The 22,605-nt window shown below is 70.2% G+C and carries 15 protein-coding genes; 5 read left to right on the top strand and 10 right to left on the bottom strand.

All coding sequences use genetic code 11. The features are described from left to right. Positions 1–119 precede the first annotated feature (119 nt). From serA to gatB, 6 genes are all read right to left on the bottom strand, one after another. Positions 120–1,709 carry a phosphoglycerate dehydrogenase gene (gene serA, locus D458_RS0125215; RefSeq protein ID WP_017589498.1) on the bottom strand — a complete coding sequence of 530 codons (1,590 nt, stop codon included), beginning with the start codon at positions 1,707–1,709 and terminating at the stop codon, positions 120–122. A gap of 365 nt (positions 1,710–2,074) precedes the next feature. Further along, a complete protein-coding gene (gene ilvC / locus D458_RS0125210) occupies positions 2,075–3,070 on the bottom strand; it encodes a ketol-acid reductoisomerase (protein ID WP_193374655.1) in 996 nt (331 codons plus the stop codon). Positions 3,071–3,183: 113 nt separating this feature from the next. Further along, positions 3,184–3,708: an acetolactate synthase small subunit gene (ilvN, locus tag D458_RS0125205; RefSeq protein ID WP_017589496.1), complete on the bottom strand. Its 525-nt coding sequence runs from the start codon at positions 3,706–3,708 to the stop codon at positions 3,184–3,186. An 18-nt stretch (positions 3,709–3,726) separates the two neighbouring features. After that, positions 3,727–5,487: an acetolactate synthase large subunit gene (locus tag D458_RS0125200; RefSeq protein WP_017589495.1), complete on the bottom strand. Its 1,761-nt coding sequence runs from the start codon at positions 5,485–5,487 to the stop codon at positions 3,727–3,729. Between the two features lie 532 nt (positions 5,488–6,019). Continuing rightward, positions 6,020–8,725 (bottom strand): putative bifunctional diguanylate cyclase/phosphodiesterase, encoded by a 2,706-nt coding sequence (locus D458_RS0125195; RefSeq protein WP_017589494.1) that lies wholly within the window; start codon positions 8,723–8,725, stop codon positions 6,020–6,022. 456 nt (positions 8,726–9,181) lie between these two features. Then, positions 9,182–10,675, bottom strand: coding sequence for an Asp-tRNA(Asn)/Glu-tRNA(Gln) amidotransferase subunit GatB (gatB, locus tag D458_RS0125190; protein ID WP_017589493.1), 1,494 nt, complete (start codon positions 10,673–10,675; stop codon positions 9,182–9,184). Between the two features lie 300 nt (positions 10,676–10,975). Between gatB and D458_RS0125185 the strand changes: the two genes are divergently transcribed. From D458_RS0125185 to D458_RS0125165, 5 genes are all read left to right on the top strand, one after another. Beyond that, a complete protein-coding gene (locus D458_RS0125185) occupies positions 10,976–12,148 on the top strand; it encodes a thioester domain-containing protein (RefSeq protein WP_017589492.1) in 1,173 nt (390 codons plus the stop codon). Positions 12,149–12,555: 407 nt separating this feature from the next. Further along, complete coding sequence (locus tag D458_RS0125180) at positions 12,556–13,776, top strand: thioester domain-containing protein (RefSeq protein ID WP_017589491.1); 1,221 nt, start codon at positions 12,556–12,558, stop codon at positions 13,774–13,776. A gap of 336 nt (positions 13,777–14,112) precedes the next feature. Then, on the top strand, positions 14,113–15,333 hold the full coding sequence (locus tag D458_RS0125175; RefSeq protein ID WP_017589490.1) for a thioester domain-containing protein: 1,221 nt from the start codon (positions 14,113–14,115) through the stop codon (positions 15,331–15,333). Positions 15,334–15,701: 368 nt separating this feature from the next. After that, positions 15,702–16,874 carry a thioester domain-containing protein gene (locus D458_RS0125170; protein ID WP_051049783.1) on the top strand — a complete coding sequence of 391 codons (1,173 nt, stop codon included), beginning with the start codon at positions 15,702–15,704 and terminating at the stop codon, positions 16,872–16,874. 225 nt (positions 16,875–17,099) lie between these two features. Then, the gene (locus D458_RS0125165; protein ID WP_017589488.1) at positions 17,100–17,927 is read left to right on the top strand and encodes a nucleotidyltransferase domain-containing protein; all 828 of its coding nucleotides are present in this window, start codon (positions 17,100–17,102) and stop codon (positions 17,925–17,927) included. Between the two features lie 103 nt (positions 17,928–18,030). Here D458_RS0125165 and gatA read toward each other — a convergent pair whose 3' ends face one another. The 4 genes from gatA to D458_RS0125145 form a co-directional block, all read right to left on the bottom strand. Next, complete coding sequence (gene gatA / locus D458_RS0125160) at positions 18,031–19,527, bottom strand: Asp-tRNA(Asn)/Glu-tRNA(Gln) amidotransferase subunit GatA (RefSeq protein ID WP_017589487.1); 1,497 nt, start codon at positions 19,525–19,527, stop codon at positions 18,031–18,033. Next, positions 19,528–19,827 (bottom strand): Asp-tRNA(Asn)/Glu-tRNA(Gln) amidotransferase subunit GatC, encoded by a 300-nt coding sequence (gene gatC / locus D458_RS0125155; protein WP_014911146.1) that lies wholly within the window; start codon positions 19,825–19,827, stop codon positions 19,528–19,530. It abuts the gene before it with no gap. An 80-nt stretch (positions 19,828–19,907) separates the two neighbouring features. Then, entirely contained in the window at positions 19,908–20,141 is a 234-nt protein-coding gene (locus tag D458_RS0125150; protein WP_152521242.1) for a hypothetical protein, read from the bottom strand. 294 nt (positions 20,142–20,435) lie between these two features. After that, entirely contained in the window at positions 20,436–22,472 is a 2,037-nt protein-coding gene (locus D458_RS0125145) for a putative bifunctional diguanylate cyclase/phosphodiesterase (protein ID WP_017589485.1), read from the bottom strand. Positions 22,473–22,605 lie beyond the last annotated feature (133 nt).

Genomic DNA, 22,605 nt, shown 5'->3' with positions numbered 1-22,605 from the left:
AATTAATGCTCATAATGCCATATAAAGAAATCAGAACAACAGAAGGGCCGCCCCGATCGGAGAACGTTCAACGAAATCCGGAAAGGGCGGCCCTGAGCCGATCGAACGACCCGGAAGGACTAGTCCTCCAGGTCGATCTGGCGGACGATGTCGGCCTCGATCTCGGCGGAGATCGAGGTCAGGATCTCGTCCGGAACCGCGGAGTCCACGGTCAGGGCGATCAGCGCCTTGCCGCCCTCCTGGTCCCGGATGACCTGCATGCCGGCGATGTTGACCTGGGCGTCACCGAGCAGGGCGCCGACCTTGCCGACGATGCCCGGGCGGTCCTCGTAGGAGAGGAACACCATGTGCTCGTCGAGGCCGATCTCCATCGTGTAGTTGTTGATCTCCACCAGCTTCTCGGACTGGCGCGGACCGGTCAGCGTGCCCGAGACGGACACGCGGGTGCCGTCGGCCAGCACACCGCGTACCGAGATCAGGTTGCGCCAGTCGGCGCTGTCGTCGCTGGTGACCAGGTTGACCTCGAGACCGCGCTCCTTGGCGAGCAGCGGCGCGTTCACGAAGGTCACGGTGTCCTCGACCACGTCGGTGAACACCCCCTTGAGGGCGGCCAGCTCCAGGACCTTGACGTCGTGCTGGGCGATCTCACCGCGCACCTCGACGTCGATCCGGGCGGCGAGCGCACCGGCGAGCGAGGTGAACACGCGGCCGAGCTTCTCGGTCAGCGGCAGGCCCGGCTTGATCTCCTCCGCGACCCCGGTGCCCTGGACGTTCACCGCGTCCGGAACGAACTCGCCCGACAGGGCCAGCTTCACCGAGCGGGCCACCTGCGTGCCCGCCTTCTCCTGCGCCTCCGCGGTGCTCGCACCCAGGTGCGGGGCCACGACGACGTTCTCGAACTCGAACAGCGGGCTGTCGGTGGTGGGCTCCTTGGCGAACACGTCGATGCCCGCGCCGGCGACCCGGCCGTCCTTGAGCGCCCGGTAGAGGGCCTCCTCGTCGAGGATGCCGCCGCGCGCGGCGTTGATGACCCGCACCGAGGGCTTGACCTTGCTCAGCGCGTCGTCGCCGATCAGGCCCACCGTGTCCTTGTTCTTGGGCAGGTGGATGGTGATGAAGTCGCTGCGCTCGAGCAGCTCGTCGAGCGTCACCATCTCGACGCCGATCTGCGCGGCGCGGGCGGGCTGAACGAAGGGGTCGTAGGCGATGACCTTGGTTCCGAAGGCGAGCAGGCGCTGGGCGACCAGGGCGCCGATCCGGCCGAGGCCGACCACACCGACGACCTTCTCGTAGAGCTCCACACCCGTGTACTTGGAGCGCTTCCACTCACCGTTGATGAGGGCGTTGTGCGCGGGGGCGGTGTTGCGCGCGCTGGCGAGGAGGAGGTTGATGGCCTGCTCGGCGGCGCTGATGATGTTGGAGGTGGGGGCGTTGACCACCAGGACGCCGGCCTTGGTGGCGGCGTCGACGTCCACGTTGTCCAGGCCCACACCCGCGCGGGCGACGACCTGGAGGCGGTTCGCCGCGGCGACCGCCTCGGCGTCGACCTGGGTGGCGCTGCGGACGATCAGGGCGTCGACGTCAGCCAGGGCCGGAAGCAGCTGGGACCGGTCCGCCCCGTCCACATGGCGCACTTCGAAGTCCTCTTCGAGAAGCGCGATTCCGGCGGGCGAGAGCTTTTCCGCGACGAGTACGACGGGTTTGGTCACAACGGTTCCTTTACGGGTGGTGCGACCCGATCGCGCAGGTGGAGGCGCTGCCCGGATCGGGTGTGACGGCCGGTCCAAAGTCTACTAGCGGGGTAGGGAAGCCCGTTGGGCGGAGGGGTACACCGCCGACGAAAGATGGGTCACCCTCCCCGCGCACGCCACCGGGGCGGAGCACACGCCCCGCCCCGGTGGTTCCCACCGGCCTCAGCCGGTGGGGGTTACCCGTTCGAGCGCCGGGGAGGGTTCTGCAAGAGGAGTCAAGCCGCCAGCGAGGAACGAGCCAGGCGTAGACAACGATGAAGAATCCCTCCGCAAAGGCGCCGAACACGCGCCGAAGCGCCAGCGGAGGCGCAAGGCAAACACTGCTAGGCCTTCAGCCAGCTCATCAGCGGACGCAGTTCGGCGCCCACCTTCTCGATCTGCTCGTTCTGCTCGGACTCACGGCGCTTGTTGAAGGTCGGCTGACCGGCGTCGAACTCGTCCATGAGCTCCTTGGCGTAGGAGCCGTCCTGGATCTCGCCCAGGATCTTGCGCATCTCCTCGCGGGTCTGCTCGGTGATCAGACGCGGGCCGCGGGTGTAGCCGCCGTACTCGGCGTTGTCCGAGACGGACCAGTTCATCTTGGAGATGCCGCCCTCGTACATGAGGTCGACGATCAGCTTGAGCTCGTGCAGGCACTCGAAGTAGGCGATCTCCGGCTGGTAGCCAGCCTCGACGAGGGTGGCGAAACCGGCCTTGACCAGCTCCTCGGTGCCACCGCACAGGACGGCCTGCTCGCCGAACAGGTCGGTCTCGGTCTCCTCGGTGAAGGTGGTCTTGATGACCCCGGCCCGAGTGCCGCCGATGCCCTTGGCCCACGAGAGCGCCAGGTCCCAGGCCTGCCCGCTGGCGTCCTTCTCGACCGCGACCAGGCAGGGCACGCCGCGCCCGGCCTCGTACTGGCGGCGGACCAGGTGGCCCGGGCCCTTGGGGGCGACCATGGCGACGTCGACGCCCTCGGGGGCCTCGATGAGGCCGTAGCGGATGCTGAAGCCGTGCCCGAAGAAGAGGGCGTTGCCGGCCTCCAGGTTGGGCGCGATCTCCTGGGCGTACAGGTCGCGGTGGATGTGGTCCGGGACCAGGATCATGACCACGTCGGCCTCGCGGGTGGCCTCGGCGGGGCTGAGGACGCGCAGGCCCTCCTCCTCGGCCTTGGCGCGGCTCTTGGAGCCCTCGGCCAGACCGATACGGACGTCCACACCCGAGTCCCGCAGCGACAGCGCGTGCGCGTGGCCCTGGCTGCCGTAACCGATCACGGCGACCTTCTTGCTCTGGATGAGCTCGAGGTCGGCGGCGTCGTCGTAGTACATCTGTGCTGCCACTTGGGGTTACTCCTTGTTTCTCAAATTCTTCGGGGGCGGGGGGTGGGCTGCCCGGCCGTGTCCGGACAGCCTTTCAGTTCGAGGCTCAGGCCCGTGCCGCTTCGCTGCGGTTCTCAGGCGCTGCGGTCGACCGCCCGCAGGGAGCGGTCGGTGATCGAACGGGGTCCCCGTCCCAGGGCGACCAGCCCTGACTTCACCAGTTCCCGGATACCGAAGGGCTCCAGGTTCTTGACCAGGGCATCGAGCTTCTCGGGGTCGCCGGTGGCCTCGATGACGACGACGTCCGGGCTGACGTCCACGACGTGCGCGCGGAAGAGCTCGGCCGTCTGAAGCACATGGGTGCGGCTCGACGCGTCGGCCTTGACCTTGACCAGGAGCAGCTCGCGCTGCACCGACGCGGTGGTGTCCATCTCCACGATCTTGACGACGTTGACCAGCTTGTTGAGCTGTTTGGTCACCTGCTCCAAAGGGTGGAGGTCGCAGTTGACCACGATCGTCATCCGGGACAGTCCGGTGTACTCAGTGGTGCTGACACTGAGTGAGTCGATGTTGAACCCACGACGGGAGAAGAGGGCGGAGGCCCGGGCCAGGATACCCGGGGTGTCCTCGACCAGAACGGAAAGCGTGTGACGGCTCATGGTGGTTCGGCCCTACTCCTAGTCCTGGTGTTCCCAGTTCGGCGCCATGTCGCGCGCGTACTGGATGTTGTCGTTGCTGACGCCGGGGCCGACCATGGGCCAGACCATGGCGTCGTGGTTGACCGTGAAGTCGACGACCACGGGGCGGTCGTTGATCGACATCGCCTTCTCGATGGTCGCGTCGATGTCCTCGGGGCGCTCGCACCGCAGGCCGACGCAGCCGTACGCCTCGGCCAGGCGGACGAAGTCGGGGATGCGGACCTTCTCGTCCAGCGGTGAGGTCTGCAGGTCGGTGTTGGAGTAGCGGCCCTCGTAGTACAGGGTCTGCCACTGGCGGACCATGCCCAGGTTGCCGTTGTTGACCACCGCGACCTTGATCGGGATGCCCTCGATCGCGCAGGTGGCGAGTTCCTGGTTGGTCATCTGGAAGCAGCCGTCGCCGTCCACCGACCAGACCACGCGGTCGGGGTCGCCGACCTTGGCGCCCAGCGCGGCCGGGACGGAGAAGCCCATGGTGCCGAGCCCGCCGGAGTTGACGAAGGAGCCGGGGCGCTCGTAGTCGATGAACTGCGCGGCCCACATCTGGTGCTGGCCGACGCCCGCGACGTAGGTGGCCTCGGGGCCGACGATCCGGCCGAGGCGCTGGATGACCGCCTGCGGCGACAGGGTGCCGTCGTCGGGGGTCTCGAAGCCCTTGGGGTAGGTGGTGCGGAGCTTGTTGAGCTTGTCCCACCAGGCCTCGTAGTCGCCCTGGCGGCCCTTCTCCTGGTCGGCGCGGACCGCCACGACCAGGTCGGCGAGGACCTCGCGGCAGTCGCCGACGATGGGCACGTCCGCGTGGCGGTTCTTGGAGATCTCGGCCGGATCGATGTCGGCGTGGACGATCTTCGCGTCGGGGGCGAAGCTGTCCAGCCGACCGGTGACGCGGTCGTCGAAGCGGGCGCCGAGGGCGACGACCAGGTCGGCCTGCTGGAGGGAGCCGACCGCGGCGACGTCGCCGTGCATGCCGGGCATGCCCACGTACAGCGGGTGGCTGTCGGGGAAGACGCCGCGGGCCATCAGCGTGGTGACCACGGGGACGCCGGTGAGCTCGGCGAGGACGCGCAGTTCGGCCGAGGCGCCGGCGCGCAGGACACCGCCGCCGACGTAGAAGACCGGGCGCTTGGCGTCGGCGATCATCCGGGCGGCCTCGCGGACCTGCTTGCCGTGGGGCTTGGTGACCGGGCGGTAGCCGGGCAGGTCCAGGCGTTCGGGCCAGACGAAGTCGGCGTTGTTCTGGAGGGCGTCCTTGGAGATGTCGACGAGCACCGGGCCGGGGCGGCCGGTCGAAGCGATGTGGAAGGCCTCGGCGATGGTGCGCGGGATGTCGCGGACGTCCTTGACCAGGAAGTTGTGCTTGGTGATCGGCATCGTGATGCCGCAGATGTCGGCTTCCTGGAAGGCGTCGGTGCCGATCATCGGGGAGGCGACCTGCCCGGTGATGGCGACCATCGGGACCGAGTCCATGTGGGCGTCGGCGAGGGGCGTGACGAGGTTGGTGGCGCCGGGGCCGCTGGTGGCCATGCACACCCCGGGGCGTCCGGTGGCGTAGGCGTAGCCTTCCGCCGCGTGCCCGGCCCCCTGCTCGTGACGCATGAGGATGTGGCGCACCTTGGCCGAGTCGTAGAGGGGGTCGTACGCGGGGAGGATGGCGCCGCCGGGAATCCCGAAGACAGTGTCAACGCCGACGTGCTCCAGCGACCTGATCAGCGATTGGGCGCCGGTCATCTGCTCGGTCATCTCAAGATCCTTCAGCGAGGGTCCAGAGCGGTACAGCGGCTCTGGGGATGGTGGTTCTGGCTCTCGTGCCTTGGTGCGGCAATAAAAAAACCCCCACCGCCCGGTGGCGGTCGAGGGGTGGCGCGCAGCAGAAGAAACTCAGTGGGCTGCGCGCCGACCAAGTACGAGAATCAGGGAGTTGTTCTGCACGTTGACAACATTGGCCGACAGACCACTCGCCCGTCAACCAGAACTTAATAATGTCTCACTATATGAGACAGAAATGTCAGCATGCGGCAGGGCCGCGCACAACTTCGAAGCTCTGACCTGCGAAGACAACAGCAAAGCCCCCACCACGTGTAACGCAGAACACGTGGCAGGGGCTTGACGTTCCCACCGTAAGCCGGACTTAACAGACGGATCGCCCACCGAGCGCCGCACGGACGCGACGGGCCGCGGCGTGCCTTCGGGCCCGGCCTCACCGCCGCTCCCGACAGCTTCGGCGGGCCCGCCGACCGCTCGCCCCGGCCCCGGAGGAGCAGGAGCACCGGCCCTACAGGTTCACTCCGGCCTCTCCCCCGACCAGCGACTCCACACCGCCGGCGGGCATGGGGCGGGCGACCAGGAAGCCCTGGCCGTGGTCACAGCCCATCACCCGCAGCTGCTCCAGCTGCTCGGGGCGCTCGATGCCCTCGGCGACCACCTGGACGCCCAGGTCGCGGCCGAGCTGGATGATCGTGTGCGTGAGCAGCGTGACCGTGTCGTCGCGGCCCAGGTCGGCGATGAACGACGGATCGATCTTGATCGCGTCCACGCTGAGCTCGCGCAGGTGCGCGAGGGAGGCGTACCCCATGCCGTAGTCGTCGATGGCCAGCCGCACGCCCAGTTCGCGCAACTCACCGAGGCGCTCGACCGCGTGGCCCTCGTCGTCGAGCAGGACCTCCTCGTCGACCTCCAGGGTCAGCACCCCGGCGGACAGGCCGGTCTCGGCGAGCACGCCCTCGACCGTCTCCACGAACCTCGGCGACAGCACCTGCTTCACGGACAGGTTCACCGACAGGCCGATGTCCCAGTCCGAGACCCGCCACACGGCGACCTTCTCGCAGGCCTCCCGCAGGATCCACTCCCCCAGCGGCACGATCAGCCCCGACTCCTCGGCCGCGCCCAGGAAGGCGTCCGGGCCCACCGTCTCGCCGTCGCGGTCCCAGCGCACCAGCGCCTCCACCGCGGTCACCTGGGACGTGCCCAGGTCCACGATCGGCTGGTACTCCAGGAAGAACTCACCGTTGGCCAGCGCCTCCCGCAGCCGGATCTGGAGCTCCAGCCGGGACACGACCATGTCGTGCATGTGGGCGGCGTAGACCTCCACGTTCCCGGCCCCGCGCTCCTTGGCCCTGGTCATCGCCACGTCGGCGTTGCGCAGCAGCTCACCGCTGTCCGTGGCCGGTTCGGCGAAGGCCACACCGATGCTGGCGGTCAGCACGATGTCCCGGTCCGCCACCTGGAAGGGTTCGGAGGCGATCACCCGGCCCAGCCGCTCGGCCAGGTCCACCACCCGCTGTGCCTTGGGCACGTCCTCGACCAGCACCGCGAACTCGTCCCCGCCCCAGCGGGCCAGGGTGGCGTTCGAGCCCAGTTCCCCGCGCAGGCGCCGGGCGGCCTGTCCCAGCATGTGGTCGCCGCGTACGTGCCCGGCGGAGTCGTTGACCGCCGTGAACCCGTCCAGGTCCAGGAAGATCACCGCGACGTCGCCCGAGGGTTCGTCGCTGATCGCCCGGTGCGCCAGCACGTCGCTGGCCCGCTCCTCCAGGTAGGACCGGTTGGGCAGCCCGGTGACCCCGTCGTGGAAGGTCAGGTGCTCGACCTCGTCCTGGAGCGCCACCTGGGCGCTGATGTCGCTGGTCGTGACCAGCAGGCGGTCGGGTTCGCCCGGCTGCTCGTACAGGGAGATCGTGGAGGAGGTGTGCCGCCAGGTGCCGTCCGCGGCGCGGACCCGCAACCGCAGGTGCACACCCTGGCTGGCGCGTTCGGTGAACAGGTCCGTGACGGCCTTGGTGCGCGCCAGGTCCTCGGGGTGGATGAGCGTGGTGACCGGCGCGGCCAGGACGTCGTCCAGCCGGTAGCCGAACGCCTCCGCCGTTCCGGGGCTCATGTAGTGGACGCCGCCGTCGCGGTCCAGCACCAGGATGACGTCGCCGCTGTTGCGCGCGAGCTCGTTGAAGTGCCCCTCGCGGTTGCGCACCATACGGGCGAGCGTGGAGTTCTCCTCCAGCATCCCCAGGACGCGCACCAGCAGGACCAGGACGGCGGTGCCCGCGGCCAGCGGCAGCACCGGGGCGACGTCGGGCAGGCGCAGCCCCGCGGTCGTGAGCACGACCGTGGCCACGAAGACCGAGGCGACCGCGGCGATCTCCGGCGCGAACCGGTACAGCCCGCGGCCGGTGATCCGGCGCGGGGCGGCGCCCGGCCGGTGCTCCACCAGCCACGGCAGTGCGCCCAGCAGGGCGAAGCCGAGGAAGCGCACGGGCTGCTCGATGCCGCCCGCCACCGGCGGACCGGTCAGCCGGGTCATGGCGCCGACCATGTCCGAGGCGGCGATCACTATGAGCGCGCCGATCGCCACCAGCACCGCGCGCCGGGTGCTGTGCGGTGACATGAACACCAGCGGCACGAGCAGGCACAGCACCACGATGTCGGCGACCGGGTAGACCAGGGCGAAGCCGAGGAATCCGGCCCCCTCGCCGAGCTCCTCGTAGAGCGGGGAGAACAGCAGGATCCACACGATCGAGAAGACCGCGGCGGCGCACACGTAGCTGTCGGTGATGTGCCGCATGGCGGTGCGCAGGCCGCCCTGCCAGGGGGCGAACCGGGTGAAGCCGATCACGAAGAGTGGTAGGGCGCCCAGGGCAAAAAGGTCACCCAGGGTGAGCGAAAGGACCGAGGCTCCGCTGAAAGAGCGGGTGATGGCGTGAGTGAGACCACCCGCGCACCAGGCCAGCGAGGCCAGTCCGAGGAAGCGCAGAGCAGCGGGACCGTCGGCCCCGTCCACGTGGGCGGCCCGGTCGGCCCCGGTCCTGGCCCAGCGCCGCGAGGCCAGGAGCAGGGAACACCCCGCCGCTCCGGCCGCCGCCGCGGTGGGCCACTGGCCCATCGACGCGGTCAGCGTGAACTCCCCCGCCGGGATCAGGGTCCCGAGCAGATAGAGCAGGAAAAGCGCGCCCAGCCCGAACACCCACAGGCGGCGTGCCCTCGTTCCCATCACCGGCCTCCCCGCGGGTGTGTCGCGATCAGAGCGATCGTCGACCGCCGTCGCGCTCTCTCCTCGAACATGGAGCACCCACCTCGTGATCACTCGAATCAGAACGCGGCGCCGTGACGCACCGCGGGTCGCCGCCCAGGATTGTCGCGGGACCGGGACGAGCGGCGGCGGGACGGCCCCAGCGGGTCGCACACCCCCGTGCGTGGACACCCTACGCAACCAAGGTCACACAGCGATTGAGGCCCGGACGAGAGATGACGACGAAGCTGTCACCCTGAGTGACAGCCCTGCCGGGGGCGTGCGCACCCCCGGGAAGCGTGCTTCTCGGAAGGGACACCGCCGGGCGAAGCCCCCGGAAAGGGGGCGGCGCCGCAGGTTCTCTCGAGTACCCGCGGCGCCGCGCCGACATCAGGAGGCCCGTGCAAGCAGCGAATGCGCCGCCGCACGGGCCGAAGGCTAACTCGAGAGCTTCTCCAGGATGAGCTCCCGGGCGCGGCCGGCGTCGGCCTGGCCCCGGGTGGCCTTCATGACGGCGCCGACCAGGGCACCGGCCGCGGCCACCTTGCCGCCGCGCACCTTGTCGGCGGCGTCGGGGTTGTTGGCGATGGCCTCGTCGACCGCGGCGCCCAGGGCGCCGTCGTCGCTGACGACCTTCAGGCCGCGGGACTCCACGACGGCGTCGGGCTCGCCCTCACCGGCGAGGACGCCCTCCACCACCTGGCGGGCGAGCTTGTTGGTGAGCGTGCCCTCGGCCACCAGCGCGATGATCCGGGCCACCTGGGCCGGGGTGATCGGCAGGGAGGCCAGTTCGACCTCCTGCTCGGTGGCGCGGCGGGACAGCTCGTTCAGCCACAGCTTGCGGGCCTCGGCCGAAGGCGCTCCCGCGACGACGGTCGCCTCGACCAGGCTGATGGCGTCGGCGTTGACCAGGTCGCGCAGCTCGGTGTCGGAGAGGTCCCACTCGGCCTTGACCCGGGCGCGCTGGGCGGCGGGCAGCTCGGGCAGGGTGGCGCGCAGCTCCTCGACCCACTCAGCGGACGGGGCCACGGGGACGAGGTCGGGGTCCGGGAAGTAGCGGTAGTCCTGCGCCTCTTCCTTGGAGCGGCCGGAGGTGCTGCGGCCGAGGTTCTCCTGGAAGTGGCGGGTCTCCTGCACGACCCGCTCCCCGGCGTCGAGGACGCCGGCCTGGCGCTCGATCTCCGAGCGCACGGCGCGCTCGACGGAGCGCAGGGAGTTGACGTTCTTGGTCTCGCTGCGGGTGCCCCACTCGCCGGCGCCGCGCTCGTTGATCGAGACGTTCACGTCGCAGCGCATGGAGCCCTCCTCCATGCGCACGTCGGAGATGCCGAGCGAGCGGACCAGGTCGCGCAGCTCGGCCGCGTAGGCGCGGGCGACCAGGGGCGCGAGGTCGCCGGTGCCGGTGATCGGCTTGGTGACGATCTCCAGCAGCGGGATGCCCGCGCGGTTGTAGTCGACGTTGGAGTGGCTGGCACCGTGGATGCGACCGGTGGATCCACCGACGTGCAAGGACTTGCCGGTGTCCTCCTCCATGTGGACGCGCTCGATCTCCACACGGAACTCGCGAAGGCCGTCGGGGGTGTCGACGGCGACGTTGAGGTAGCCGTCGACGCAGATCGGCTCGTCGTACTGGGAGATCTGGTAGTTCTTCGGCATGTCCGGATAGAAGTAGTTCTTCCGGGCGAACCGGCCCCAGGGGGCGATGGAGCAGTTGAGCGCCAGCCCGAGCCGGATCGCGCCCTCGACCGCCTTCTCGTTCACCACCGGGAGCGACCCCGGGAACGCGAGGCAGACCGGGCACACCTGGGTGTTGGGGTCGGCGCCGAACGCGGTGGGGCAGGGGCAGAACATCTTCGAGGCGGTACCCAGCTCGATGTGGGTCTCCAGACCGAGGACGGGTTCGTACCTGGTCAGCGCCTGCTCATAGGCCACCGGGGTGGGGCCGCCACCGTTCTTGGCAGGGCTAGGAGTTACCGCGTGGGCCATCGCCGCAAACCCGTTTCAGTAGAGGACATACCTTCCAGGTCAGCCTACCGAGGCTGAGGGGCCCGGTGGCCCGTTCCCGGATGTGGTGCGTCTGACGGATGTCACGGCAAGCGCACGATTGGGCCGCTGTAGAGGCGATCTCCCGCTGTAAGGGGTGCCGGACCGTTAGTATCGGTTGCCCAGGAACACGATTTCGCCAGTAGGGCTCACCTGCCCTTTCAGCCCTTCGCACGGGAGCGCCTGAGCATGTCCGGCATCTTGCGTCGGTGCGCCGCGCTGCTTTCCGCCTCCGCACTGATCGGCACTCTGGTCGCCGCTCCCGCGGCGGCCGACGATTTCTCACGCGTGGACCGCGACCCGGTCGCGGGCGCGCCCCTCATGCTCTCCGACGGAAACGAGGCCGAAACAGCGCTGTTCAGTCTGCGCGTGGCCGACGAGGACTCGGTCCGCGCCTACGCGCTGGTGGTCGACGAGGAACTGCGCCCGCGAACCGCCTACGTGGAGTCCTCGTGGGCGGAGCGCGCGGAGTGGACCGAGACCGTCCGGACCGCCACGCCCGCCAACCGGGCCAACTGGATCGTGACCAACTCCTACCCGAACCTGACCCTCCCGGCCGTGGGCGCGGCGGCGGGCGTGGTGTACCTGGAGGAGGAGCACGCGATCGCGGCGACCCAGGCCGCCCTGTGGAACGTGCTGGAGGGGGTCGAGCCGGACCCGGACGGCAACTCCGAGGAGGTCCTGGCCCTCTACACGTACCTGGTCGAGGGCAGCGCCGACGCCGGGGGCGACGCGACCGCCCGCTCCGTGGAGGTCTCCCCGGCCCAGACCGAGGCGGTCTCCCCCGAGGAACCGATGGGGCCGGTGACGGTCTCCAGCGCGGGCGAGGAACCGATGCGCCTCTCGCTCCACGGCGCGCCGGCGTCGTGGCTGGTCGACGCGGAGGGCGAGGAGGTCTCGCAGGCCTTCGACGGCGACCAGGTCTACCTCGACGTGGACCCGTCGGTCCCGGCCGGGGTGGCCACCCTGCACGTGCGCGGCAGCCAGGTCCCCCTGGAGGAGGGCCGCCTGTTCACCGGTCGGGAGGGTGTGCGGACGCAGCCGCTCATCACCGCCGAGCCGGGTTCGGCGACGAGTACGACCTCCGCGAGCTTCACCTGGCACAGCGAGGCGCCGGAGGAAGAGGAACCGGTCGAGGAGGCCGACGCCGAACCGGTGGAGGCCGAGGCGCCCGAGGCGCGGGAGCGGCCTTCGCCCGACCCTGTGACCAAGGAGACCCCGACGCAGGAAGCGGATGACCGGAACACCGGGGGCGGGCTCGCCCTCACCGGCACCTGGCTGTCCGGGTTGTTGGTCATCGCGGGGGCGTTGGTCGTATCGGGCCTGCTCATCCTTATTCTGGGCCGCAAGCGACGCGACTGAGAACAGCGGGCAACACCCTTCTCCACAACCCTGTTCCATAACACTGGGCCATAATGCGGTTTCGCCTTGCCAGGATTTATCTCGGCCCGTAACGGGTCACATTTTCCGCGAAGCGGGTTGGAAGTGGTGAATCCGATCGCTAGTATCAGGCGAGCGGTCAGCTTTCCCACGGCGCACGCGGCCCACTCCCGCGTCAGCGATCCCCAACCGGAAAGATCACGCCCGTCCCCAACCGGGAACCGCGCCCCTGCCCCCGACACGGTGACACCCGCACCGGGCGAACTCGGCGGCCTCCCTCCTCTTCCACTGAGGGCGTCCGTCCGTGGTGACCGCATCCGCCGCACACGGCTCCCCATCGACCTGGGCGGATTCCATCCGGTAACCCCTAGAAGACACCGGGACACAACTTGAGCAACTTCTCCTTCCCCCGTACCGCTGGTCGTGCCGGTCTCGCCGCCACCGCCGCGGCGTTCCTCGCCCTCGGCCTGGCCGCTCCCGCGGCCGCCGACGAGGTGGAGACCTACGAGGGCTCCGTCGAAGGCAAGTACATCGACAACGCCGAGAGCGGCCCCAAGGTCTACATGACCGGCGGCTCGGCCCCCACCAGCCTGTTCAACCTGGAGCTGACCGACGGCAGCGTCCTCACGACGTACTGCATCGACTTCCAGACCAACATCATCGGTGGCGCCGAGTACAAGGAGGACGACTGGGCCAACTACCCGGGCAAGGGCGACTTCGCCGAGCCCGGCAAGGTCCTGTGGATCCTCCAGCACGGCTACCCGAACGTCGACGCCGCCGCCCTGGGCGAGGCCGCCGAGATCGAGGGCCTGAGCAACAAGGACGCCCTCGCCGGCACCCAGGCCGCCATCTGGCACTTCAGCAACGGTATGGACCTGGACCTGGAGAACGACAAGAACAGCGACGCTGTTCGCGCGGTCTACGCCTACCTCACCGAGAACGCCGTGAAGGTCGAGCGGGAGCCCGGCGCCGCGCTGAGCATCACCCCGAGCGAGCCCGCCACCGGTGAGGCCGGTGCCGTCGTCGGCGAGTTCACCGTCGAGACCAACGCCTCCGACATCCCGGTCGTGCTGGACGCCCCCGAGGGCGTCCAGCTGGTCGACATCGAGACCGGCGAGTCCGTCGCCACCGTCAACGACGGCGACACGGTCGGCTTCGGTGTCCCGTCCGACGCCGAGGACGGCCAGGCCTCCTTCTCGCTGGAGGCCTCCTCCAGCGTCGAGACCGGCCGCCTCTTCCAGGGCAAGGACCCGGAGCAGCCCACCCAGACGCTGATCACCGTCGACGGTGACGAGACCACGGTCTCCGCCTCGGCCAGCGCCTCCTGGACGGCCGGCGGCGAGACCCCGCCCCCGACCGACAAGCCCAGCGAGCCCACCGACAAGCCGAGTGAGCCCACCGACAAGCCCAGCGAGCCGGCTGACAAGCCGTCCGAGCCCGGCGACGACAAGCCGACCCCGCCCAAGGACGACGAGCCGACCCTGCCGGTGACCGGTGGCGCGCTCGCCGGCCTGGTCGCGGCCGGTGTGGCCGCCCTGGGTGCCGGTGGCGGCGCCCTCTACCTGAGCCGCAAGCGCAAGGCGGCCACCGGTGAGGACGCGGACGCCTAAGGGTTCGCCCCGGCTCCGCCCCCGGCGCGCGCAGCGCGCGGGTAGTGCGTGAGGGCCCGTCCCCGTGAGAGATCACGGGGGCGGGCCCTTCGTCTTTGCCCGCGAATTCGCAGATCAACTGGCATACCAGGAGTTTTCTGCCGGGGCAGCTTGGAGGCAACCCCACATATCGCTAATATCGGACAGGCACAAACCACTTCTGCTGTGCCACCGGACTCACTCGAGTTCCGAAGCCGCTCCGGCCCCTCCCGGGCGCGTCCTCCTCTTCTTCGCTCCTCCCGCTGCCGTGCGCCCCCTTGGGGCCGTGTGGCACAGCACCTCATGACAGGACACGACGTGAAGCACTCCCCCAACCTCCGGACCGCCGGTCGCGCGGGTCTCGCGGTCTCCGCCGCGGCGCTGCTGACCTTCGGTCTGGCGGCTCCCGCCGCAGCCGACCCCGCGGGCACCTACGAGGGCTCCGTGCGGGCGCAGTACGTGGGCAACCACGAGACCGGCGAGACCGTGACCATGAGCGCGGGCACCATCGGCACCAACCTCTTCAAGCTCCGCCTCGAGGACGGCAGCGAGCTCGTCACGTACTGCATCGACATCGAGACGGGCATCCGCTCGAACGCCTGGTACCAGGAGGACGACTGGGCCGACTACCCGGGCAAGGGCGACTTCGCCGAGCCCGGCAGGGTCCACTGGATCCTGCAGAACGGCTACCCCTCGGTGAGCGCCGAGGAGTTCAACTCCCTGCGCGGCGCCAACCGCGTCGAGCCCGAGCAGGCCCTGGCCGCCACCCAGGCCGCCATCTGGCACTACAGCAACGGCGCCACCCTCACCCGCGGTCACGCCAACGTGAAGGCGATCTACAACCACCTGGTCGAGAACGCCGAGGAGCTGGCCAGCGAGCCCGCACCGACCCTGAGCATCACCCCGAACAGCGCCACCGGCCAGGCCGGCGACACCGTGGGCGAGTTCCAGATCTCGACCAACGCCGCCGAGGTGCCGGTCTCCCTGGAGGCCCCCGAGGGCGTCGAGCTGGTCGACATCTCCACCGGCGAGCCGGTCGGCGAGTTCCTCAGCGACGGCGACAAGGTCGGCTTCTCCGTCCCCGCCGAGGCCGACGCGGGCGAGGCCTCCTTCAGCCTGGAGACCACCGCCACCGTCCAGCAGGGCCGCCTGTTCAAGGGCGAGGACGCCCACAAGGCGACCCAGACCCTGATCACCGCCGAGGACAGCGACGTCTCCGTCGACGCCGCCGCTTCCGCCGAGTGGTCCGAGGCCGACCAGCCGGCGCCGTCCCCGGAGCCCGAGCCCACGCCGTCCCCGGAGCCCACTCCGACCGACGAGCCGGACCCGAAGCCGACCCCGACCGAGGAGCCCAGCACGCCGGCCGAGGACGACAAGCCCGCTCCGGGCAAGGACGACGAGCCCACGCTGCCCGTGACCGGTGGCGCGCTCGCCGGCCTGGTGGCCGCCGGTGTGGCCGCCCTGGGTGCCGGTGGCGGCGCCCTCTACCTGAGCCGCAAGCGCAGGAGCGGCGGCAACGGCGCGGACCTGGACGCCTAGCAGGTGAACCCGCCGTTACGGCCGGCCCGCTGACCCAGCCGGTCCGCCGGTCCGGCTGACCGCCGGTTCCAGGGGCCCGTCCCGCGAGAATTTCGCGGGACGGGCCCTTTGTCATGTGAAAAGCAACAAAGGTCCTTTTTTCGACTCGGCACGCACATGAGGGCGAGCGGTTTACAGCAGATGTGCCGAATGGCTGATACCGGCCAGATCCAAAAGACTCCGTTGTGTTGCCCACGTCACCTGTGAAAACCTCTGCCGACCGGAGTCAGCGTTCACAGCACGCGTTCCGCGGCTTCCGTGGCACTCTTTCCCCACCTGAACCGGGCCTGTTTCCCGCCGCCACCGGGCAGAACACCTCAGGAAGAGACGTGACGCACTTGTCCCTCCGCAACCCCCCAGGACATGTGGCCCTCGCCGCCGCGGCCTCAGCGCTGCTCGCACTCGGGCTCGCGGCCCCCGCAGCAGCCGAACCCGCGCCCTACCAGGGGTCGGTGCGCGGACAGTACACGGGCGTCGCCGAACACGGCCACTCCGTCACCATGCGGGGAGAGCCCTTCACCACCACGGCCACGTTCAACGTGCACCTGGACGACAGCGACCAGACGCTCACCACGTACTGCATCGACTTCCGTACCGGGTTGGTCGAGGACTCCCGCTACCGCGAGGACCAGTGGGAGAACTACCCCGGACAGGGCGACTTCGCCGAGCCCGGCAAAGTGCACTGGATCCTGAAGAACTCCTATCCGGTGGTCGACGTCGCGGACCTCGAGGAGGAAGCCGAGATGGCGCGCCTGACCGAGTCCGAGGCGCTCACCGCGACCCAGGCCGCCATCTGGCACTTCAGCAACGAACTGGACCTGGAAAGGGTCGACCAGAGCCCCGAACTCGACGACAACGTCAACGCGGGCAACGTCACCCACCTGTACAACCACCTGGTCGACAACGCCGAGGACCTGCCCAACGAGCCCGGTTCCGCGCTCACCGTCAGCCCGGGGCAGGATGCGGGGCTGGCCGGGGAGACCATCGGCGAGTTCACCGTGGAGACCAGCGCCGAGTCCATTCCCGTGCGGCTGGAGGCCCCCGACGGGGTGGAACTCGTCGACGCCGGGAGCGGTGAGGCCCTCGACGAGGTCGAGAGCGGCGACACCGTCGCGTTCTCCGTCCCCGCCGACGCCGACGCGGGCGAGGCCGCCCTCGTCCTGGAGACCACGGCGGCCGTGGAGACCGGTCGCCTGTTCAAGGGCGAGGACACCGACAACCCGACACAGACCCTCATCACGGTGCAGGACAGCGAGATCGTCGTCTCCGAGGTCGCCACGGTGGCCTGGGACGCCGCGGGCGGCACACCGCCCGTCGTGGAGCCGACCGAGGAACCCAGCCCCTCCCCCGTCGCCGATGAGGCCGCAATGCCCGACCGGAGCGGGCTCGCTCTCACCGGCAACGCGGTGGCCGCACTGGTCGTGGCCGCGGTCGTCGCGATCGCCGGCGGTGGCACGGCGCTCTTCCTGGCCCGCCGCCGCAGGGCGGCGGCCGCCGACTAGCCGAACAGCGAGGGCTCGGTCAGGGACACCGGGCCGGGGCACGGATCCGGATCACGGGTCCGTGCCCCCGGCGTCTACCCTGGTACGCATGTGTGCGATCGCGGTGACCGACCTCCGCCTGTCCTAGGGACGGCGGAAACCCACAGAAGAGGACCGCCGTCCGAACAGGCCGACGCCGGGCGGTGCCTTCGTGCTGCCCGGAACCCATCGACACGACGGAGTACCGTGCGCACTTACGACCGTTCCCTTCCCACCGCCCTGGAACAGCGCATCGAGCGCCTGCGCGAGGCAGCCGGGGCCGACCCGCGGCTGGAGGGGGTTCTCCTCTACGGCTCCTGGACCCTGGGCGAGGCCGACGCCCATTCCGACCTGGACGCCTACGTGTTCGTCGCCGACGAGCACGCCGACGACTTCGACGGCCGCGAGTTCGTCTCCCGTCTGGCCCCGGTCCGACTGGCCCACACCAACCTGTTCGGCATCCTCGCCGTGGTGTTCGACGACCTCATGCGAGGCGAGTTCCACTTCGACCCCGCCGGGCGGGCCATCGGGGAGATCGCCTCCTGGCGCGGCATGGTCCACCTGCCCGACCCCGGGGCTGCCGTGCTGCTGGACCGCACCGGCCGGCTGACCGAGGCCGTGCGCCCGCTCGCCGAGTTCGTCGCGCCCGTGCCCGCGCTCACCGCCGAACAGCTCACCGGGGAGCTGGCCAACTGGACGCTCATGGCCGCCCACGTCCTGGCCCGCGGCGAGACCACCCGCGCACACAACGCCCTGGCCGCGATGGTCGCCCCGCCCCAGCTCAAGCTGCTCCGGCTCCTGCGCGGATCCACCGCGCACTGGCTGACCCCGAGCCGCGCCCTGGAGGCGGACCTGCCCGCCGCCGACGTCGCCCGCTACACGGCCACGACCGGAGCGGCCGAGCCGGAGCCGGTCCGTGAGGCACTGCGCGAGAGCTGGGCGTGGAGCCGTGAGCTGTCCCGGGAGGCCGCCGGGCGCTGGGGTTTCGAGATCCCTGAGGACCTGCACGAGGACCTGGCCGAGCTGATCGGCTGACACGCGGACCGTCCGGCGGTCGGCCGACCGCCGGACGGTCCGGTGGAACACGGACGCCCTCCGCTCCCGGACCGGGAACGGAGGGCGTCGCGTCTGTTCGGTTCTAGGCGACCGCGTACGGGCTGCGCGCGATGAGCGCGCCGTCCCGCTCGGTCAGGGCGCGCTCGACGGCGGCCGCGACCCGGTAGGTGCGGTCGTCGGCCAGCGGCGGGGCCATGATCTGGAAGCCGACCGGCAGGTCGTCCTCCGGGGCGAGGCCGCACGGCACCGACAGCGACGCGTTCCCGGCCAGGTTGGACGGGATCGTGCACAGGTCGGCCAGGTACATCGCCATCGGGTCGTCCGAACGCTCACCGATCGGGAAGGCGGTGGTCGGGGTGGTCGGCGAGACCAGCACGTCCACGTTCTCGAAGGCGGCGTCGAAGTCGCGCTTGATCAGCGTGCGCACCTGCTGGGCGCTGCCGTAGTAGGCGTCGTAGTAGCCGCTCGACAGGGCGTAGGTGCCCAGCATGATCCGGCGCTTGACCTCGGGGCCGAAGCCCTGCGCACGGGTCAGCGACATGACCTCCTCGGCGCTGCGCGTGCCGTCGTCACCGACCCGCAGGCCGTAGCGCATGGCGTCGAAGCGGGCCAGGTTCGAGGAGGCCTCGCTGGGCGCGATGAGGTAGTACGCCGACAGGGCGGCGTCGAAGCTCGGGCAGGACACCTCGACGACCTTGGCGCCCAGGGACTCCAGCAGCTCCACGGTCTCGCGGAAGCGCTGGCGCACGCCGGGCTGGAAGCCGTCGCTGTCCAGCTCCTTGACGACGCCGACGCGCAGGCCCTCGACGTCACCGAGCCTGGCGGCGTCGACCACCGGCGGCACGGGGGCGTCGATGGAGGTGGAGTCGCGCGGGTCGTGGCCGGAGAAGGCCTCCTGGAGCAGGGCGGCGTCCAGCACGTTGCGCGCGAACGGGCCCGGGGTGTCCAGGGACGAGGCGAAGGCGATCATCCCGTAGCGGGAGGAGCCGCCGTAGGTCGGCTTGCCGCCGACCAGGCCGCACACGGCCGCGGGCTGGCGGATGGAGCCGCCGGTGTCGGTGCCCGTGGCCAGGGGCGCCTCGAAGGCGGCCACGGCCGCGGAGGAACCGCCGGAGGAACCGCCGGGGATGCGGTCGGTGTCCCACGGGTTGCGGGTGATCTGGTAGGCCGAGTTCTCCGTGGAGGAGCCCATCGCGAACTCGTCCATGTTGGTCTTGCCCAGGATGACCAGACCGGCCTCGCGCAGGCGCTCGGTGACGGTGGCGTCGTAGGGCGGCTGCCAGCCCTCCAGGATCTTGGAGGCGGCGGTGGTGGGCATGTCCTTGGTGGTGAACACGTCCTTGTGCGCGACCGGCACGCCCGCGAGCGGGCCGAGTTCGGCTCCGGCGGCGCGCTTGGCGTCCACCGCGCGGGCCTGGTCGAGCGCGGTCTCCCGGCGCACGTGCAGGAAGGCGTTGATGTCGCCGTCGACCGCTTCGATGCGGTCGAGGTAGGCGGTGGTGGCCTCCTCGGAGGAGACCTCACCCGCCTTGATGGCCGCGCCGAGTTCGGCGGCGCTGAGCCCGATGACGTCGCTCATCTACTCTTCCTCCCCAAGGATCCGCGGAACCCGGAAGCGCTGGTCCTCCACCGCGGGGGCGCCGGCCAGGGCCTGCTCGGGGGTGAGGCCGGGCTTGGCCTCGTCGGGGCGGTAGACGTTGGTCAGCGGCAGGGCGTGCGAGCTCGGCGGGATGTCGCCCTGGGCGACCTCCTGCACCTTGGCCACGGCGGTGAGGATGTCACCGAGCTGGGCGGCGAGCGTGTCGAGCTCGCTCTCGTCGAGCGCCAGCCGCGACAACCGGGCGAGGTGCGCGACCTCATCGCGGGTGATGGCGGTCATCAGGTGAGAACCGTTTCTTCGGCGGACGGGTGATCAGCACAATCCTATTGGCCCGGCACCGGTCCCGGTGTCGCTCTGCCTCACCTGAGGCCCAGGACACCCGGTTCGCCGTCAGCCCTGTACGCCACGGCCACTCCCCCGGGGACACTGATCGCGTCGGACACGCTCATGCTCTCCTCTTCGTCCCAGGTGAGAACCGACGAACCGTCGAACCCCTCGAACCGCGCGAACCCCTCGGGCACAGAGGCGTCCTCCAGCCGCTCGTGCAGGTAGAGCACCCCGCCCTCCAGGAGCACCACGACTCCTTCACTCATCTCACGAAGAAAACCCTCCTCACCACCTCGGGGAAGATCCCAGGTCCAGGCGATCTCACTCACCGAAGCCAAGTGTTCGGCGGGATCCCCGGCTTCATGCGTGCGATGGGAGACCCCCACCAGAGAACACCCGGTGACCAGCGCCACGAGGGACAGGGAAACCGGCAGGGGAACCCGACGAAAAAAAGGCACAGGAACCCCGGGGTAAGAAAATGCGGCCGGAGGGCGCCGGACAGCCGCGGAAAGGGCGAGCTGATCGTGAGGGATCAGGAGAAGGTGACCGGCGGGGAGCCGTCAGACGGGGCTGCCGGTGTCGTGGGCGGAGAGCCAGGCGGTGACGTCCCGGGCGTTCATCGGCCGGGAGAGGTAGTGTCCCTGCGCGGTCTGGCAGCCGGTCTCGCGGGCGGCCTCGGCCAGGGCCCTGGTCTGCACGCCCTCGGCGGTGGCGTCCATCCCCAGGGCGCGGACCAGGGCGATCGCCCCGCGCACGACGGTGTGGCCGTTGGCGGTGCCGTCGACCAGGCGGGCGGTGAAGGACTCGTGGATCTTGACCTCGTCCATCGGCAGTCCGGCCAGTTGGGCGAGGGTGAAGTGGCCGGTGCCGAAGTCGTCCAGGGCCAGGCCCACACCCAGGGAGCGCAGGCGTTTGACCGCCTTCGTGGCGGCGCCGGGGTCGGCGATGAGGGTCCGCTCACTGATTTCCAGGACCAGCTGCTCGGGTGGGACGCCGTGCTCGCGCAGGGCCGAGGCGACGGTCTCCGGCAGGTCCGGGTCCAGGAGTTCGCGCACGCCCAGGTTGACCGCCACGGGCAGGGTCATGCCCTCGGCCCGCCACAGGGCGACCCTGGCCAGGGTGATGTCGAGGACCTGCCCGGTGAAGGCGCGGAAGAGGTTGGAGTGCTCGACGACCGGCATGAACTCGTCCGGGGTGAGCAGGCCCCGCAGGGGGTGCCGCCAGCGGGCCAGCGCCTCCAGTCCGACCGGTCGGCCGTCGGCCAGGGCCACCTTGGGCTGGTAGTGCATCTCCAGGGCGCCCTCGGCCAGACCCCGGCGCAGTTCGCTGTACATGCTGAGCCGGGCGGTGGAGTTGCGGTCCTTGCCGGGGTCGTAGCTCTCCACGCCGGTGCGGTCGGCCTTGGCGACGTACATGGCGACGTCCGCGCGCTGCATGAGGAGTTCGAAGCCGGGGGCGTCGTCCGGGTAGAGGGCGATGCCGGTGCTGACCTGGAGGTCGAAGTCCATGCCGTCCAGCCGCACCGGTTCAGCCAGCGCGCCCTTGAGGCGCAGGGCCACCTCGCGGGCGGAGGCGGTGTCGCGCACCTGCGGGAGCAGGATCGCGAACTCGTCGCCGCCGAGGCGGGCCACCAGGTCCCCCGGGCGCACGCTGTGGGTGAGGCGGCGGGCGAGGGTCTGCAGGAGGCGGTCCCCGGTCGGGTGGCCGAGGGTGTCGTTGACCTCCTTGAACCGGTCCAGGTCGAGCAGGAGCAGGCCGACGCGGGTGCCGCGCTGGTGGGCCTGCTCGATCTCCCTGCGGGCGCGGACGGTGAGGAGCTTGCGGTTGGCCAGGCCGGTGAGTTCGTCGTGGTTGGCCTGGTGGTCGCGTTTCACCGACAGCAGGGCACTGGTGTAGAGCGCGCCGAGGGGGAAGGCGAACAGCGGCACGTAGAGGACCGAGTGGGTCATCGCGAGGACGATCAGCGGGGACAGGCTGAGCAGGACGGTGTTCACGTACACCTGCTGGCCCAGGCCCTTGAACATCACCTGGCTCAGGGGCACGCGTTCGTGCATGGCCACGGCGCACAGCACCAGGAGCCGGTTGACCAGGAAGGAAGCGAACCCGGCGAGGGCGACGGCGAGCAGTTCTCCCCCGGCGGGGACCCACGGGGCGGTGACGATCTCGGGGAGCGAGAGGCGCAGGACCGCGTCGGCCACGCCCAGGGTGAGGACGTACTGGGCGGCGTTGAACGCGGTGCGGTGGGGCGCGTGGCGGCGGGCCACCCCGGCGACGACGGTGGCGGCGCACTGGAGGAGGGCCGCGACGGGCAGTCCGTAGAAGATGACCACCGCGAAGGTGAAGGGCAGCGAGGTGGGCGCACCGCTGCCGGGTGCCTGGCCGGGCATGGCGATGGGTCTCAGCTCACCGAGGATCACCATGCACAGCAGTACCCAGAGCAGGGGTTCCCTGACCAGGTTGGCCAGCTGGTCGAGGCCGAGTTCGAGGCTGGAGACGGCGAGCAGGGCCGCGCCCGCGGCAGTGGCGGCCGCCATGTAGAGCCAGAGCGGCGTGCCGACCCGGGGGCCGATGTCCCGGGTACCGATGGGGTCCTTCATCCGCTTCCTTGTGCCTCATGACCGAATACCGGATATGGCTGTGTCCATATCAGGGGTGTTGTTGCACAGCTTACGGGCTTTCGTCACCAACTGTCGCATGACAGGAACTATCCGTTAATGAATCGACAGTCGG

It is taken from the genome of Nocardiopsis ganjiahuensis DSM 45031, assembly GCF_000341085.1.
Classification (GTDB): domain Bacteria; phylum Actinomycetota; class Actinomycetes; order Streptosporangiales; family Streptosporangiaceae; genus Nocardiopsis; species Nocardiopsis ganjiahuensis.
This window is presented reverse-complemented; position numbering and strand designations above follow the sequence as displayed.